Genomic DNA, 15,845 nt, shown 5'->3' on the forward strand with positions numbered 1-15,845 from the left:
TCCGACAGGCAGGCGGGAAGTCGGTCAGTCACCGCGAAGCAAAGCCGTAGCGGAGATACCTGCTACCCGTCCGAGCGCGACAGCGGTCAGCAGCCCATTCCCTGAGAGATAACCACTGGCGCTGCTGCCGGAGACACCGCAGGCGGCACCACCCACAGCAAACAGGTTGGCAATTGCCGAACCATCCTGCCGGATGACCCGAGCCTCGTTATCGATCGATAGCCCGCCTTGAGTATGGAACAGTGCTCCCGTCACCCTAACGGCTCGGTAGGGTGCGGCAAGTTGGGGATCCCCGCAAAATCACGCCCGACAAGATCGGCTTGGCCTTGCCTCTTGCCTGCCTCGACGGCATCAAGCGTGGAAGACAAAGCCGCAGGATCGACCTGCATTTTCGTTGCCAGTTCCTCGATCGTATCGGCCTCGATGATCGCCTTCGCCTGTTCCGCCTGGCGAAAGTCCTCGAACTGGCGGGCAATATCGGCGATGCGCGCATCGAACACGGTCCAGGCAAAGCCATCCGGCTGCGACAGCACATTGGCCGCCTGTTCGGAATAACCCTTCGCCTCGTTGGAGAAGCGCCGGCCCTCGATATTCACCTGAAAGCCGCCCTCCATGATCGTCGCCCAGCTGATCAGGATGCCGACCGGATGCGCCACCGAGCCATGGCCCTGATGCCCACCGAGATGGCGGGTCGCAGCCCCAAGCGCTTCGCCCCAGAGAAGCGCATCACCCTGATTGCCCGTATGGCCGAAATAGGTCGCTTCGCGCATCGACGGAATATGCTCCGCCACCAGCGCCGGATTGCCGCCATAGCCGTTACAGGCAAGGATCAACGCATCGCAGCCGATCTCTTCGCGACCTCCGTCCGGCCGCTCCAGCCCGACGCCGCGGATCCTGCCATCGGCGCTCGCGATCAATTTGTCGGCATGCGCATCGGTGAGGATGTCGATGCCGGCCTGTTCGCAGGCAGTGCGCAGCCGGTCGATCAGTTCTTCGCCGGAGCGGGACGGCAGGCCATGCATCCGCAATTGCGAATGGCCGGGATAGCGAAAGTTGTCCACCAGCGAGAACGGCAGCCCATGCGCGTCGGCCAGCCATTCCAGCGTCGGGCCGACTGTTTCGGTGACGAGTTGGACGAGACCTGGATCCGGTTCGTCATCAGCCTTGTGCGCGATATCGGCCGCGAATGTCTCTGGCGTATCATCCACGCCTGCAGCTTTCTGCCAGCGCGTACCGGGCGCCGGGATCAGCCCGGCCGAAAGCGCCGTCGAGCCGCGCGGCACGGTATCCCGTTCCAGCACGAGCGGATCGATGCCCTCCGCCTTGGCGGCAAGCGCCGCCACCAGCCCCGCCGCTCCGCCGCCGATAATGACGAGCGGCACGCTCAGTTCGAATTCCCGATCCGAGAATTCGACCCTGCTCATCGCGCTTCGAACTCCGCGATCATCTCGGCGATCGTCGCGATACGGCTGACAGGCTTCAAAGCGGCGATTGCCGTCTCATGGGTCTCCACCGAGAAGGCGGCCGAACCGTCGGAAAGCGTGATCGTCTCGAAGTCGCGGACATGCGCATCGCGCACCGTGGACGACACGCCGCCATTGGTGACGATGCCGCCGACCAGCAGTTTCTCGATACCGCATTTGCGCAGCACCCATTCGAGGCGTGTCATGTAGAAGGACGAATAGGCGACCTTCTCGACCACCAGATCTGCAGGTGCCAGGCTGTCGATCAGGCTGTTGCCCCAGCTCCCGGGCGCGAAATCGCCCTTGCCGAGGAATGGCCGCAGTTCCTTCAGATGCGGCGAGATAATCGGCTCGCCACCCTTGGCCGGCACCAGCGTGAACTGGGCGGAGATGATATAGCCGCCCTTGGCGCGCATCAGGTCCACCAGCGGCTTGATCCGCTCCGGCAGTGCCGCGATCTCCGGCGCGCCCTGTTTCGCCCGACCATAGGCACCTTCCGGCGCCATGAAGTCGTTCGTCAGGTCGACGATGATGAGGCCGGTCTTTTCGATCGGGATCGGATGCCCACTCATGCCTTACGCTCCACGATGACATTGCCATAAAGATCGACCCGCGCCTTGAAGTCCGGCGAAACCACGGTGGTCGCGTCCGGCTGTTCAAGGATCGCCGGCCCCTGGATTTCGGAACCTTCCGGCAGGTCGAGACGGGCATAGATGGTCGTGTCGTGCCACGCGCCATCGAACCAGACCTGTCGTGTGCCGGTCGTTGCCGACGCAACGGTCGTATCGGTCGGGGCAGAGAGTGCCTTCAGATCAAAACTCGGGCGAATGCCGATGGCGCTGGTACGCAGGTTGACGATACGCATAGGCACGCCGGGCAGGAGCCGGCTGAAGGACGCCTGATAGGCCGTCTCGAAAGCCTCGCGGATCATCTGCGCCGAGACATCCGCCTTGCCGCCCTCGACACGCGCCGGAAGCGTCACCCGCACCGTATGCGTCTGGCCGACATAGTGCATGTCGAGTTCGAACAGCGTATCGATCCGCTCCATGGAAAGCCGCGCATCCTCGACCACGGCGCGGGCCTTGCCCGCTTCCTCGACCATGCGCGCACCGACCGCCTCGATATCGATACCGTCGAGGAAGATATTCAGCGTCTGCACCTGGTCATGACGGATATCGGCGATGACGCAGCCGAGCGCCGAGGTGACACCCGGATAACGCGGCACAAGCGCGGCCTTCAGTCCCACATCCTTGATCAGTGCTGAGACATGCAACGCCCCGCCGCCGCCGAATGGAACGGCCGCAAACTTCTGCGGATCATGCCCCCGCTCGATCGACATCAGCCGGATCGCGCCCGCCATGCGGCTGTCGGCGATCCTGACGATCGCTTCCGCTGCTTCCATGACGCCGAGACCGAGCGGCTTTGCCACATGCTCGTCGATCGCCTTCTTCGCCGCCTCGACATCGAGACGGGCAAGCTTGCCGCCGATCGGGCGATCCGCATTGATGCGGCCGAGCACGACATTGGCGTCCGTCAGCGTCGGACGCGTATTGCCCTGGCCGTAGCACACCGGACCCGGCCGCGAGCCGGCGCTTTCCGGGCCGACCTGCAACAGGCCACCGGCATCCACATGGGCGATGGAGCCGCCACCGGCGCCGATCGTGGTGATCTCGATCATCGGCGTGCGGATGACGAGACCGAAGTCGATCGTCGTCTGCGCCGCCAGCGCCGCCTTGCCGTCGGCAATCAGCGACACGTCGAATGAGGTGCCGCCGAGGTCACCGGTAATGACGTTCGGGAAGCCTGCAGCTTCAGCAATCGCTGCCGCCGCAATCACGCCCGCAGCCGGACCGGACAGCGCCGTGCGCGCCGGCAGACGCCGCGCCGTCTCGGTGGACATGACACCGCCATTCGACTGGACGATATGAAAACGCCCGGCAAAATCCTCGCCTTCCAGTGCCCTTTCCAACTTGCCCAAATATGAGCCGACGACCGGCTGCAGATAGGCGTTCAGCACCGTCGTCGAAGTGCGTTCGAACTCACGGATTTCCGGCAGGATCTGCGTCGAGCAGGCGACGTTCTCATTGTGCCAGACAGACCGGGCGGCAGCGAGTGCGGCTTCCTCGTTGTCCGGATTGGCGAAGGCGTTGACGAAGACGATCGCCAGCGCCTCGGCGCCCATCGCCTTCAGCTTCTCGGCGGCAGCGCGCACCGCAGCCGCATCGACGCCCTCACGCTTCGTGCCGTCAGCCAGCGTCCGCTCGGCCACTTCCATGCGGAAATCACGCTCGACGACAGGCACGAAATCGCCCCACAGACCCCAGGTATGGCGACGGTCGCGGCGGCGCATTTCCAAGACATCGCGAAAGCCCTCGGTGGTGATCAGGCCAACCTTGGCGCCCTTGCGTTCCAGAAGCGCATTCGTGCCGACCGTCGTGCCATGAACGATCGAGATCCAGCCCCTTGATCTCGCCGAAACCCTTCAGGCCATCGAGGAAACCGACAGCCTCGTCGCCGCGGTTCGACGGCACCTTGTTGGTGCGAAACCGGCCTTGCGCCTCGTCGAAATAGAAGAGATCGGTGAAAGTCCCGCCGACATCGACGCCGACGATGGTTCCGAGATTGCTCACGCTGCCACTCCATTTCGCAGGTCATTGGTGGCCTGCATGTCAATTTCGCCGTCCGTTCCGATCACCACGCCGTAGAGCGCCTTCGCCTGGGCCACGCTGACGAGACCGAGCTTGACGTCATGCAGCACCTTTTCCGGGTCGCGCCGATGGGGATCACCCCAGCCACCGCCGCCGGGTGTTTCGAGGCGAATACGCTTGCCGGCGGCAAGCCTGAGATCGGTGATCTTCGACGCCATCGGAGGAAGCCTCGCCATCCTCGGTCTGCCAGAAGAAGCGGTTGAGCGCTGCAGGCTCGCCGCCGAGTACGCCGAACAGGGCCTGCTTGCCGCGCTCACCGAGCAGCGCCACATCGCCGCCGCCCAGCAATTCCAGTTCGTAAACCGCGCCAAACCCGCCACGATGCACGCCGGCACCGGCCGAGATCCGGCCGCAATGCCCATTGGGTGAACATGACAGGATAGGCCGCTTCGAGAATTTCGACCGGCGGAATGGTGGCCGTCGAGATCGGGTTGTTGGCGTGGTTCAGCCCGTCGGAAACCGGGTTGCCGCCGAGGCCGCCGCCGAAGAAGGAGAACATCACCCAGCGTGACCCGTTCTGCCGGTGGCCGGCGACGGAAAGCGCATTGATGGTGCCGAAGGGGCTGCCGTCGCGCGGTCCGGATCGGCCTGCGCGATCGCGCCGAGCACGACGCCGATCAGGCGCAGGATGGTTTCGGTATAGCCGGCAACCGGCTTCGGCGCATTGGCGCCGAGCAGCGAGTTGTCGACGATGTTGAACGAGATAGGCCGCAGGCAGCCGGCATTGGCGGGCACTTCGGTAAAGATATGCTTCAGCGCCACATAGCAGGCGGCAATCGTCGTGGACCGCGAGATGTTGATCGGGCCCTGCGCCGCCTGTGTGGAGCGGGAGAAATCGAGCGCCATCGTATCGCCCGAGATCGTCAGGTCGAGCGCGACCGTCAGCATTTCGTCGGTAATGCCGTCATTATCCAGCACGTCCTCGAAACTGTAGGTGCCGTCCGGCATCGAGGAGATAGCGGAACGCATCAGCGCTTCGGCGCGGTTGGAGAAGGCCTCGAACGAGGCTTCGATCGTCTCCGCGCCATATTCCTTCAGCAGCGCGCCGAGCCGCTTTTCGCCGAGATCGAGCGCATTGAGCTGACCATTCAGATCCCCCAGTTGGACATAGGCACGCGCGAATTGGCCGAGATGATCTCGATGATGTCGTTGTTCATCTTCCCGGCGGAGATGAGCTTGACGACCGGAATGCGCACGCCTTCCTGAAAGCTTTCGACCGCTTTGGGATTATAGCTGCCGGCAACATTGCCGCCGATATCGAGCCAGTGACCGACCGACGCCATCCAGCAGAACAGCTTGCCGTCGCGGAAGATCGGCCGCACGAGGCGGAAGTCGTTCAGATGCGTGCCGCCTTCATAGGGGTCGTTGAAGATGAACGTGTCCTTCTCCGTCAGCCCACCTTCCCGCGCCACCTTGGCGATGACGGCGCGGACGGCGAAGGCCATGGCGCCGACAAAGATCGGCAGGCCGGACGTGCCCTGCACCAGCGTATCGCCGGTCTCGGCGTGGTAGATGCCGTGGCAGGCATCCTTGGCTTCGGCGATCGTCGGGTTAAAGGCGGAGCGATAGAGCGTCGCGTCCATCTCGTCGGCAATCTGTTCCAGCCGTCCCTTGAGGATGGCCAGCGTTACAGGGTCAAGCGTTACAGGATCAAGCGAGCTCATGCCGCATCCTCATTTCTGTCCTTGGTATCGGTCTTGTCTTCGTAGGTTGCGCCGAGTTCGAGCATCTCAGGCGTGCCGATCAGCGCGTTCAGCCCGTTGAAATCGAACATGCGGCTGGCGAACGGGGCGTTCGAGCCGTTCTCGGCGAGAGACTTGTAATATTCGGTCGCGGTGCGGGCCATGGCGCGCACCACGCCGCCCGGGAAGATGACGAGCTGGAAGCCCAGTTCGCCAAGCTCGGCCGCATTGTGGATCGGCGTCGTACCCCCTTCGACCATGTTGGCGACGAGCGGGCGAACACCCTTGAGTGAAACGGCGATCGACCCCAGCTGGTCGCCGGATTTCGGCGCCTCGACGAAAAGGATATCAGCGCCGGCCTCGGCGTAGAGATTGGCGCGTTCCATCGCCCGCTCGATACCTTCCATCTGCAGCGCATCGGTGCGGGCGATGATCAGCGTGTCCTCGCTCCTGCGGGCATCGACGGCTGCGCGGATCTTGCCGACCATCTCGCCGGCCGAGATCACCGACTTGTCGTTCAGGTGGCCGCAGCGCTTCGGCGTCGTCTGGTCTTCGAGCTGGATCGCCTGCGCGCCCATCTTTTCGAACAGGCGCACCGTGCGCTGCACGTTGAGTGCATTGCCGTAGCCCGTATCGGCATCGACGATAATAGGCGTCGACACCCGGTCGGCTATCATGGCGATCCGGTCGGCGACTTCGGCCATCGACACGAGCCCGATATCCGGCCGGCCGAGATAGGTATAGGCGATCGCCGCGCCGCTCAGATAGAGCGCTTTGAAGCCGGCGGTTTCGGCGATCGACGCGGTCAAGGCGTCGAAGACGCCGGGGGCGACGACATTGCCCCCGCTTTTGAGGTGACGGGCCAGGGTCATTTGGTTTCTTCCTTGTCGTGTTTCCGGCTTTTCCGCCGCGTTCTTGTTGCTGCTACAGGCCGAGATAGGCCCGCTTGAGTTCGGGATCGGCCCGTAGCTTTTCTGCGTCTCCGGAAAGCGCCACGGCGCCGTTTTCGAGGATGTAGGCCCGGCTCGCGAGCTCCAGCGACTGCACCACATTCTGCTCCACCAGCATGATCGGCAGGCCGTCATCGGACAGCCGTTTGATCAGCGAGAACATTTCCTCGACCAAGAGCGGCGAAAGGCCGAGCGACGGTTCGTCCAGGATGAGAAGCTTCGGCTCGCCCATCAGGCCGCGCCCGATCGCCAGCATCTGCTGCTCGCCGCCGGACATCGTGCCGGCATACTGGCTCGTCCGCTCCTTCAGCCGCGGAAAGATCGCAAAGACCTTCTCGATATTGGCCTTGCGCACCGAACGCGGCCGGCAATAGCCGCCGAGTTCCAGGTTTTCGAGGATGGTGAGGTTCGGGAAGATCTTGCGCCCCTCCGGCACATGGATCAGCCCGGCTTCCACCACCCGCTTGGCGCTGGAGCCGAGAATATCCTCGCCGTTGAAGCGGATCGAACCGCTGCGCGCCGGCATGACACCCGACAGCACCTTGTTCAGCGTCGTCTTGCCGACACCATTGGAGCCGAGCACGGCGACGACCTCGCCTTTGCCCACGGAAAGGCTCAGGCCCCGCAGCACTTCGGTGCCGCCATAGCCGGCTCTGAGGTCGGAAATCTCAAGCATGTTCCGCTCCTTCCGCCTGCATGCGGGCCGCAGCACCATGGCCGAGATAGGCCTCGATGACCGCCGGATCGGTGCAGACCACCTTCGGCTCGCCGCTCGCGATCATCTTGCCCTGGGAGAGCACGTAGACGCTGTCGCAGAGGTTCATCACCGCCTGCATGATGTGCTCGATCATCAGGATGGTGACGCCTTCCTCACGGATCTTGCGGATGATCGGCAGCACGTCGCGGATTTCTGACGGGTTGAGCCCGGCCAGAACCTCGTCGAGCAGCAGCAGCTTCGGCTGGGTTGCGAGCGCCCGCGCCAGTTCCAGCCGCTTGCGGCCGGCGATCGTCAGCCCGGAAGCCAGCTTGTCGAGTTCTCGCCCGAGGCCGACCTTTTCGGCGACCTCCGTCGCCCGGCGCTTGGCCTCGGTCGGATCCTTCGTGTGCAGATAGGCGCCGACGGCGATATTGTCGCGCACGTTCAAACCGGCAAACGGCTGGACGATCTGGAACGTCCGGGCAAGGCCGCGGCGGGCGCGTAGATGCGGCTTCTCACTGGTGATGTCGTCGCCCTGGAAGACGACGCTGCCCTCGTTCGGCGGCAGGAAGCCCGCCACCATGGCAAACAGCGTGGTCTTGCCGGCACCGTTCGGGCCGATCAGCCCGGTGATCGAGCCTTCCGGTACATCGATCGAGGCATTGTCGACCGCGACGAGGCCGAAGAAGCGCTTGGTGAGATTGTGTGCCTTCAACATGGCTCTCTCCTCACACGATCTTGGTGCTGGTTGGGGGACGGTTAGTCCGCCGGCGATAGAGATCGGCGACGAAGCCGCGGATACCGTTCGGCGCGAAGGCGACACAGAGCACGAGCACGATGCCGAAGACGACAAGGTCGATACCGGCAACGCCGCCGGAGAAGGATTTGGTGATCTCGCCCAAGCCCAAGAGCAGCACCGAGCCGATCAGCGGCCCCGCGATCGTACCCGCCCCACCGACGATCGCCGCAAACAGCGCCTCGATGGAGATCCACGATCCGTAAGCGACATTGGCATCGATGAACAGAAAGTTCTGCACGTAGAGGCTGCCCGCAAGTGCCGTGACCGCCGCCGACAGCGTGATCGCCTGCATCTTGACCCTAAAAATATCGACGCCGAGCGCCTGCGCTGCCTGGTCGTTCTCACGCAACGCGATCAGATAGGCGCCGAAGGCCAGGCGCTCCAGCCAGCGGGTGAGGAACAGGCCGAGCGCCACGAAGACGATCAGGATGAGCAGGAAGTAGCTGCGGTCGGAGAACTGCAGGTCCCAGAAGCCGTTCTTCAGCGACACCATCATGCCCGCCGCGCCGCCGGTAAACTCCCAGCTATTGGCGAGAATGCGCAGCACTTCCGCGAAGGCGAGCGTGATCAGTGCGAAATAGGACCCCTTGAGGCCCGCCCGGAAGCTGAGGAACCCTATTAGGGCACCGACAAGCGCGCCGAGGACCACGCCGCAAAAGAGCCCGATCCAGGCATTGATGCCGAAAGTCGTCTGCAGGATTGTCGTCGCATAGGCGCCGGTACCGAAGAAGGCCGCATGGCCGAAGGAGGACAGGCCGCCGTAACCGCCGAGCATGTTCCAGCCCTGTGCCGTCAAGGCGACGATCATCATGAAGATCAGGAGGTTGAGGATATTGCCGGGCAGGCCGACAAGCGCGAGTGCGCCGATCAGGACGAGGAAGGCGAGCGCGCAGATAAATTCGATATTCTTCATAATCATCATCGCGCTCCAAACAGGCCGGTCGGCTTCCACAGCAGGACCAGGATGAAGATCAGGAAGATGCCGATCTGGCCGAGGCTGTCGCCGAGGAACAGGCTGAACACCGCCTCCACGACACCGATCAGCAATCCACCGACCAACGCCCCGAGGATCGACCCCATGCCGCCGAGAACGACGATGGTGAAGGCGACGAGCACGAAGGCCGCGCCGGTGGTCGGGCTCACATAGAAGGTCGGCATCAGCAGGCCGGCGGCGATCGCCAGACAGGCCGTGCCGAGCGCGAAGGTCATGGCATAGACATGCGCGACATTGATGCCGACGAGGCTTGCACCAAACCTCTCCTTGGCCACCGCCCGGATCGCCTTGCCGATATCGGTACGGTTGAGGACGAACCAGAGGAGAACCGCAGTCAGGATGGAGACGCCGAGCCCGATCACCCGCGGCAGCGACAGAAGCAGCGGTCCGATCGGCACCACGCCGAATGCGTAGTCGGTGGCGATCGTCAGCGTATCGGAGCTGAAGCCCGCAAGAAGCAGGTTCTGGATGACGATGGAAAGCCCGAGCGTCACGAGCAGGATGCCGTTGTCAGAGCCATGGCTGGCCGGGCCGATGATGAAGCGCTGCAAGGCATAGCCGAGCGCGAACATCAAGGGCGTCACGAACAGGATGGAAAGATAAGGGTCGAGGCCGAACTTCTCGAATGCCAGCCAGACGACATACATGGCGACGGTGAGAAGCGCCCCGTGGGCGAAATTGACGATGTGAAGAACGCCGTAGATCAGCGTCAGGCCGAGAGCGATCAGGGCATAGACAGCCCCGAGCATCAATCCGTTGGCCAGCGCTTCGACGATGATGATCGGTGAATACATGAACTTCCCTTACCGGACTTCCCAGGCCGGATTTCCCATGCTGGGTCATTTGCCGAGTTCAGTTGCCGGACTTGCATTGCCGGGGTGGTCCGGGGCGAAAGCGCCGCCCCGGACCTGCCGTAGTCAAGGGATCAGCCGTTGGCCGGGAATTTCGGCTTCGCCTGGGCGAACTGATCCGGGTAGATGACCTTGATCTCGCCGCCCTGAACCTGGGTGTTGAGGGGCAGCGCATTGACGTTCTGGCCGGTGGCGTCGAACTTCGACTTGCCGTAGGGCATCACGCCGCTGTCGAACTCGTTCTTGGCGAGCGCTTCGGTGATCGCACCGCGATCGGCACTCTTCGCCATTTCCAGCGCTTGTGCGGCGACCTGGATGACCGAGTAATTGATCGGCGTGTTGTAGGCGTAGAACTTGCCGGCATCCTTCACGGCTGCCATCAGCTTGTCGTTGATCGGGTTCTTCGGATCGCCCCAGTGGTTGACGTCCATGACGCCTTCGGCCGCTTCCGGGAATTCGCTGACGAACTTGTAGCTCGACGCCGCGCCGCCGAAGAGGGCGTAGATACCCTTCGGCTTGACCCGCTGCTGCTGCAGCGTGCGGGCAAAGAGAACGAATTCGTTGAAATAATGCGATGGGATGATGAGATCGGGCTGCAGCGAGCGCAGGCGCAGCACGACATTGTTCATGTCGCGGGCCGGCGTCGGATGGGAGATCGTCTCGACGACCTCGAAGCCGAGTTCCGGCAGGCGCGCCTGCATCAGCTTGGCGAGACCCGAACCAAGAAGACCGTCTTCATGAACGATCGCGACGGTCTTGGCAGCCTTGCTGGCAGCATCGTTGATGATGACGAGGTTCTTGAGCGCCACATCCGCCGCCATCGAGAAGCTCGGATTGAAGCGGAAGACGTTCTTCAGGTTGCGGGTCATCAGCGCGTCGGAAACGGCGCAGTCGATGATGAAGGGCAGTTCGTAGCGGGCCGCAGCCTGCGTCGCCGTCATCGCGATGCCGCTGGCGAAACCGCCCACGACGATCGCAGCGCCATCGGCCTGCAGCTGCTCGGTCGCCTGCGCGCCGGCTTCCGCGTTGGAGCGGCTATCGCCGACGATCAGTTCGAGCTTGGCGCCGCCGAGCGACTTGATACCGCCGGCGTCGTTGATTTCCTTGATGGCGTATTCCGCGCCGATCTTGGCGAGGTCGCCGTCATTGGCGAAAGCCCCGGTCATCGGCTGCAGGAGACCGATCTTGACGGTCGGCGCCTGCGCCCGGATGAGGCCGGGTGCGGCAAGCGTTGCAGCCAGCGCGCCGCCGGTCTGCAGCAGCGTACGCCGGGATACGGAGTTCATGAGCGTCTTCATTTCTTCACCATCCTCTTGCCTGCGCGGGGGCCGTTATCGCGCTCGCTCCGATAGACCTCGGACGTGGGGCTCCAGTGCCGGCTCCCTTCACTGCCCTTGCGTACGAGGTTCATTTGCAGGCTGTAACGATCGGGACGGTAGAGGGCCTGAAGATACTCCATGCCCTGCCCGCCCCTTCCGTAGACGACGCGGGTCAGCGCGATGAGGGTGACCCCACACCGATGCCGAGCGCCTCAGCCACTTCCGGATTCGCAAGGACCGCACCCACTTCCTGCCATGCCGTTTCGGTCTTCAGACCGGAGCGCTCGATCAGCTCGAGAAGGGCAAGATTGGCGAGATCCTCGCGAGAATAACCGCGCCCGATACGCTCGGGCACGTAGGCCGTGAGATAGGAGAAGGGAACATCATCGAAGGAACGCACGCGTACGGATTTCTGCACGCGCTCGTCATCTTCGAGACGAAGCGCCTCGGTAATTCTTGCAGGCGCCTCGACATATTCGAACGAGATGAGCTGAACGGCCGTCGACCGCCCCATTTCGATCAGATGCGCAAAGGCATTGGAAAGGTCGGCCGTCACCGGCTGGCCGAAGACGGCACCCTTGATATAGGTGCCGGATCCGACCCGCTTTTCGACGAGATCTTCCTTTGCAAGCAGGTCGAGCGCCAGCCTGATGGTGACGCGCGAGACTTCGTATTGGCTTGCGAGCGCAAGCTCGCTGGGCAGACGAACACCCGCCTTCAACTCCCCCGAGACGATCCTGTCGCGGAGCAGAAGATACACTTTCTGTGTCTTCAGCGGTTCAGTTGCCGGCCTCAAGCCAGTTCCCCAATCTATCTTATTTTTAATACAGCTTTTGTATATTGTAGATGACAGATATCGTCAATGCCCATATAACAGCCAACAACAAAGATTGCCTATGTGCAGTGCAATATAATACGGGAACGAAATCGCGATGATGCAAGCTTTTTCGCATGCGCTCAGTCCGCTGGAGGTCGGACACCTCACTTTTCGCAATCGGATCATCGTCCCGGCCCACACGACGAATTTCGGCGAGCACCACCTGCCGAGCGAACGGCATCTGGCTTATCACCGGGAGCGAGCAAAAGGCGGCGTCGGCGCCATCATCTTCGAATCGATCCGCGTCCATGCCAATTCGCTCGGACGCCCCCAGGCCGTCTGCGGCTTCGACCCGGCCTGCATCGCGCCCTTTCGAAAGATCACCGATGCGGTGAAGGCGGAAGGTGCCCGCATCCTCGGCCAGATCATCCATCTCGGCCGCCAGGTGGAAGGCGATTTCGAGCGCACCGTCTCCTTCGGCCCCTCGCCCCTACCCTGGTCCACCTCCGCCCTGCCGCCCCGTCCGATGGAGCGGGACGACATGGACGCGGTGATCGAGGGCCATGTGCTCACCGCCCGCCATCTCGTCGCCGCCGGCTTCGACGGCATCGAGTTGCAGATGGCCCACGGCCACCTGCTGCAGCAGTTCCTCTCGCCGCTCTCGAACAAGCGCGAGGACGACTACGGCGGCTCGCTGGAAAACCGGATGCGCTTTCCGATCGAGGTGCTGCGCGCCGTGCGGGCCGAAGTCGGCGAAAACTTCTGTCTCGGGGTGCGCCTCAGCGGCGAGGAATATGTCGAAGGCGGAATGACCATCGACCAGGCGGAGATGATCGCCCCGGCGATCGCTGCAGCATCGAAGATCGATTTCTTCAACATCTCGCACTCGGCCTATCATGCTTCCTATTCGCTCGCCTCGCAAATGGCCGACATGGCGATCGATCCCGCACCGTTTCGCGAACTCCCCGCCCGCATCCGCGCCGCCCTGCATGCCGCCGGCCACATCATGCCGGTCTTCGCCGTCTGTCGCTTCACCAAGCTGGACGAGGCGGAGGCGATGATTGCGAGTGGCGGCGCCGATGCCGTCGGCATGGCCCGCGCCCATCTCGCCGAACCAGCGATCGTGAAGAAGACCGTCGAGGGTCGCGAAAACGAGATCCGCACCTGCATCGCCTGCAACCAGGGCTGCGCTGGCATGCTGGAAAAGAACCTGCCGATCCGATGTCTCGTCAACCCGCGCGCGGGGCTGGAAGGAGAATGGATGGATCTGGCGGAGACGGTGGTGACGCAGCCGAAGACGCTTCTAGTAGTCGGCGCAGGCCCGGCCGGGCTGGAAGCGGCCCGAACAGCCGCCGCCCGCGGCCACAAGGTCACGCTTTGGGAAAAGGGCAATGCCCTCGGCGGTCAGCTGCGGGACGCGATCAAAATGCCGAAGCGCTCGAAATTATCTTCGCTGATGGCGGAGCAGATCGCCGACATGGAGCGGCTGGGCGTTACGGTGGAATGCGGCAAGCCGGCCGATGCCGCGGCGATCGCCGCCTTCGATGCAGACGCCGTGTTTCTCGCCATCGGTTCGACGCCCGTGTCCGCAGCCATCCCCGGCGGCAAGGCGCTCACCATCGTCGAAGCCCTGCAGAACCCGCAAGCACTTGGGGAGAACGTCGCCCTCTTCGATCGCACCGGCGAATGGGCGGCGCTGACTTTGGCCGAACATCTCGCCGATCTCGGCAAGCGCGTCACCTTCTACTCGCCGATCGGCGGCATCGCCTGGCGTACCACCATCTATTCGACGCTCGCCAATCTGAAACGGCTGCGCGAGCGCAAGGTGAAAATCGCTACCCTGCATCGCGTCGCCGCCTATGACGGCAGCACCCTCACCGTCGAGGATCTTTCGACCGGCGAGAGGAGACCCATTCGGGCGTCACCGCCCTGATCGCCGCCGAGCACAATTTCGCCGACCAGACACTGTTCCGCGAGCTTCGCGCCCTCGGCGTCCCCGTGCGCCAGATCGGCGACAATCTTGCGCCACGCACGGCGCTCGAAGCCGTCTACCACGCCCATGTGGCCGCCAGAGAACTGAATTGAGAACTGAATTAGGGAGAAGAGACCAGCCATGACCATCCTGATCACCGGCGCCGGCGGCTTTATCGGCCTCAATCTCATCGAGGTCCTGCTGGCCGATAGCAAAAGCGTCGTTGCCCTCAACAACCGCCCGCTGCCACCCGCCTTCGCCGCGATGAAGGGCCTTGCGGTCGAGAGCGCCGATGTGCGTGACCGTGCCGCCGTTGCCACAATCCTCGCCCGCCATGGCATCAGGACGATCATCCACGCCGCCGCCATCACGCTTGGCCCGAAAAGCGCCATCGCCACCGCCACCGATGCCTTCGACGTCAACACCGTCTCGACGGCGATGCTGCTCGAAGAAGGCCGAAAGGCCGGCATCACCCGCTTCGTCTACCCGAGTTCATCGGCCGTCTATGGAGCTGCCCCTTCGAAGGCGCTCCTGTCACCGAAGACGTGAACCCGATGCCGACGACGCTTTACGGTTTCACCAAGCTTGCCAGCGAGCGGCTGGTGGTCGAGGCCGCAAGGAGCTTCGGTCTCTCGGTCGCCAGAGCCCGGATCACCGCCGTCTTCGGCCCGCACGAGCACGAGACCGGCGTGCGCGAGACGATGAGTCCGCCCTATCAGCTGACCGCCAAGGCCGCATCCGGCGAAACCGTTCGCCTGCCGGCCGGCGGCGCGCGCGACTGGACGAGCAGCCGCGACATCGCCCATGCCCTCGCGATCCTCGCGACCGCCGAAACCCTGCCGTCCGACCTCTACAACCTCAGCCTCGGCGAGACCTGGCATGTCGGCACGCTCTGCGAACGACTGTCGAAGGCCTATCCGGGCTGGACCTACGAGGCCGGCAAGGACGACGCCAGCGACAGCGCGATCGCCTTCAACGACGACCTGTCGAAAGCCCGCCAGCCGATTTCGGGCGCCAAATTCGAACGCGATTTCGGCTTCCGCTTCATGCCACCGGCCGAGGCCTGCGACGACTATGCGGCATGGCTCGCGAACCAGACCCACTGACACATCCAAGGAGAGACAGATGAAGGTAATCTACACCGCCGAAGCCATCGCGAAGGGCGGACGCACCGGCACAGCCGAGGCGACCGACGGGCAGGGCGAACTGAAGCTCACCCTCGTCAAGCCGAAGAGCATGGCTGGCCCCGGCACTGGCGGCACCAATCCGGAACAGCTCTTCGCCGCCGGCTATTCCGCCTGCTTCATCAGCACCATGGATTTTCTCGCCAAGCAGAAGAAGCTCGAGATCGGCACGCCGGAAATCAAATGCGCGGTCGATATCGGCCCCCGCGAGGATGCTCCGGGCTATGGCCTCGCCGTCCGGATGACCGTCACCATTCCCGGCATCGACAAAGCCGACGCCGAGGCGCTGCTGGAACTGACGCACCAGACCTGCCCCTATTCCAACGCCATCCGCAACAATGTCGAGGTCACGCTCAGCCTTGCGGAATAAGCAATTCCAGCAAAAGTGGAAGCCGGTTTTGCGTCCGGA

At 63.4% G+C, this 15,845-nt stretch carries 12 protein-coding genes and 3 pseudogenes; 4 read left to right on the forward strand and 11 right to left on the reverse strand.

The genetic code is table 11. The features are described 5' to 3' along the window. Positions 1-24: 24 nt before the first annotated feature. The 11 genes and pseudogenes from N7E02_RS11365 to N7E02_RS11415 all read right to left on the reverse strand — a co-directional run bounded on the left by N7E02_RS11365 (position 25) and on the right by N7E02_RS11415 (position 12,223). A pseudogene (locus N7E02_RS11365) lies at positions 25-1,424 on the reverse strand (FAD-dependent oxidoreductase). Continuing rightward, on the reverse strand, positions 1,421-2,035 hold the full coding sequence (locus N7E02_RS11370) for a cysteine hydrolase family protein (RefSeq protein WP_286582018.1): 615 nt from the start codon (positions 2,033-2,035) through the stop codon (positions 1,421-1,423). Before N7E02_RS11370 ends, N7E02_RS11365 begins: the two are co-directional and overlap by 4 nt. Further along, positions 2,032-4,093: pseudogene (locus N7E02_RS11375) on the reverse strand (hydantoinase/oxoprolinase family protein). The gene N7E02_RS11370 and the pseudogene N7E02_RS11375 overlap by 4 nt, the downstream one beginning before the upstream one ends. Further along, positions 4,090-5,835 (reverse strand): annotated as a pseudogene (locus N7E02_RS11380) (hydantoinase B/oxoprolinase family protein). The pseudogenes N7E02_RS11375 and N7E02_RS11380 overlap by 4 nt, the downstream one beginning before the upstream one ends. Beyond that, positions 5,832-6,725 carry an isocitrate lyase/PEP mutase family protein gene (locus N7E02_RS11385; RefSeq protein WP_286582020.1) on the reverse strand — a complete coding sequence of 298 codons (894 nt, stop codon included), beginning with the start codon at positions 6,723-6,725 and terminating at the stop codon, positions 5,832-5,834. The pseudogene N7E02_RS11380 and the gene N7E02_RS11385 overlap by 4 nt, the downstream one beginning before the upstream one ends. Positions 6,726-6,777: 52 nt before the next feature. Beyond that, positions 6,778-7,479, reverse strand: a complete 702-nt coding sequence (locus tag N7E02_RS11390) for an ABC transporter ATP-binding protein (protein WP_286582021.1) — start codon at positions 7,477-7,479, stop codon at positions 6,778-6,780. Then, positions 7,472-8,218: an ABC transporter ATP-binding protein gene (locus N7E02_RS11395; protein WP_286582023.1), complete on the reverse strand. Its 747-nt coding sequence runs from the start codon at positions 8,216-8,218 to the stop codon at positions 7,472-7,474. Before N7E02_RS11395 ends, N7E02_RS11390 begins: the two co-directional genes overlap by 8 nt. A 10-nt stretch (positions 8,219-8,228) precedes the next feature. Then, positions 8,229-9,218 carry a branched-chain amino acid ABC transporter permease gene (locus N7E02_RS11400; protein WP_286582024.1) on the reverse strand — a complete coding sequence of 330 codons (990 nt, stop codon included), beginning with the start codon at positions 9,216-9,218 and terminating at the stop codon, positions 8,229-8,231. Further along, entirely contained in the window at positions 9,218-10,087 is an 870-nt protein-coding gene (locus N7E02_RS11405) for a branched-chain amino acid ABC transporter permease (RefSeq protein ID WP_286582026.1), read from the reverse strand. The genes N7E02_RS11400 and N7E02_RS11405 overlap by 1 nt, the downstream gene beginning before the upstream one ends. A 131-nt stretch (positions 10,088-10,218) precedes the next feature. After that, positions 10,219-11,430, reverse strand: coding sequence for an ABC transporter substrate-binding protein (locus N7E02_RS11410; RefSeq protein WP_286582027.1), 1,212 nt, complete (start codon positions 11,428-11,430; stop codon positions 10,219-10,221). 205 nt (positions 11,431-11,635) lie between these two features. After that, positions 11,636-12,223: a GntR family transcriptional regulator gene (locus tag N7E02_RS11415; protein ID WP_286582028.1), complete on the reverse strand. Its 588-nt coding sequence runs from the start codon at positions 12,221-12,223 to the stop codon at positions 11,636-11,638. Positions 12,224-12,395: 172 nt separating this feature from the next. Here N7E02_RS11415 and N7E02_RS11420 point away from each other — a divergent pair, with 172 nt between their 5' ends. The 4 genes from N7E02_RS11420 to N7E02_RS11435 all read left to right on the forward strand — a co-directional run bounded on the left by N7E02_RS11420 (position 12,396) and on the right by N7E02_RS11435 (position 15,806). After that, positions 12,396-14,213: an oxidoreductase gene (locus N7E02_RS11420; protein ID WP_286582029.1), complete on the forward strand. Its 1,818-nt coding sequence runs from the start codon at positions 12,396-12,398 to the stop codon at positions 14,211-14,213. Between the two features lie 180 nt (positions 14,214-14,393). Beyond that, positions 14,394-14,801, forward strand: a complete 408-nt coding sequence (locus N7E02_RS11425) for an NAD-dependent epimerase/dehydratase family protein (protein WP_286582031.1) — start codon at positions 14,394-14,396, stop codon at positions 14,799-14,801. 5 nt (positions 14,802-14,806) lie between these two features. Next, positions 14,807-15,358 (forward strand): NAD-dependent epimerase/dehydratase family protein, encoded by a 552-nt coding sequence (locus tag N7E02_RS11430; RefSeq protein WP_286582033.1) that lies wholly within the window; start codon positions 14,807-14,809, stop codon positions 15,356-15,358. A 19-nt stretch (positions 15,359-15,377) separates the two neighbouring features. After that, positions 15,378-15,806, forward strand: a complete 429-nt coding sequence (locus N7E02_RS11435) for an organic hydroperoxide resistance protein (protein WP_286582035.1) — start codon at positions 15,378-15,380, stop codon at positions 15,804-15,806. Positions 15,807-15,845: the final 39 nt, after the last annotated feature.

Source organism: Terrirhizobium terrae, assembly GCF_030323265.1.
Taxonomy (GTDB): Bacteria; Pseudomonadota; Alphaproteobacteria; order Rhizobiales; family Rhizobiaceae; genus Neorhizobium.